The 807-nt window shown below is 27.8% G+C and carries 1 protein-coding gene; it reads right to left on the bottom strand.

The genetic code is table 11. The annotated features are described in order from the left end of the window. Positions 1-35 precede the first annotated feature (35 nt). Positions 36-770, bottom strand: a complete 735-nt coding sequence (locus tag HM986_RS17610) for an outer membrane beta-barrel protein (protein WP_179336354.1) — start codon at positions 768-770, stop codon at positions 36-38. Positions 771-807 lie beyond the last annotated feature (37 nt).

Raw genomic sequence — 807 nt, 5'->3', positions numbered from 1 at the left:
AAGCAATTAATTATACACGGTGTTAGCATACGTTTTTATATAATTATTCCAATTCCTAAATTCAAAGTTGTCGGTTCTTTTTCATTCTTAAAGTCAATATATTGGCTCAAATCAGAATCAAAGTCATTGTTCTTTATCGAATTGAAATATTGATTAATTCTCAAAAGAATGAATCCTTTCTTTTTTGATGAAAAGGAAAAACTTTTCTTTAACTGAATGTAGGCGCCAAAACTTACTGAATTATAATTATCCTTAATATCATTTTCGTAACTGATAGTTGCATTACTGAAAGTTGGGTCATTTGGGTCAATTATGTCAATTTGAGATACGTCTGTTATGGTATCTCCTTTTTCTTTTGCAGATACTAAAAAACTTGTAAATCCTCCAATTCCAAATTGATAAGATTTATCTTGACTGAAATGAAAATTATAGTTTATTGGTATTTGAATTTGACTAATATTTCGATTTCCTTTATTTGTAACTGCACCTATTTTATCTTCGATAGAAAACCTATCTAAATAAAATCCAATACCAAAATCAATTGATGATTTTTCATTAAAAGAATAGTTCCAACTTGGTAAGACAAATGCTCCAATATTAATCGAGGATTTAATTTCAGGACTTCCATCAACATTTGTATCTGTTAGTTCACTGGTTTTTGGCACTGATAATGTTGGTCCGAGAGATAATTGAAATTCAATTTTTTTGTCTTGCGAATAAATTTTGGTTAAAAAACTAACCATAAAAATTAGTAGAATTCTTTTTTTCATTGTTTAATTTGAGTTTTGTGGTAAATGTATGCTAACG

Source organism: Winogradskyella costae (genome assembly GCF_013403865.1).
In the GTDB taxonomy this organism is placed as follows: Bacteria; Bacteroidota; Bacteroidia; order Flavobacteriales; family Flavobacteriaceae; genus Winogradskyella; species Winogradskyella costae.
Note: the sequence above shows the minus strand (reverse complement) of the source record. Positions and strands in the feature narration are given on the sequence as shown.

Excerpts from the sequence above, each read along its gene's own strand:
- HM986_RS17610 (WP_179336354.1), bottom strand. The coding sequence starts at position 770 with ATGAAAAAAAGAATTCTACTAATTTTTATGGTTAGTTTTTTAACCAAA.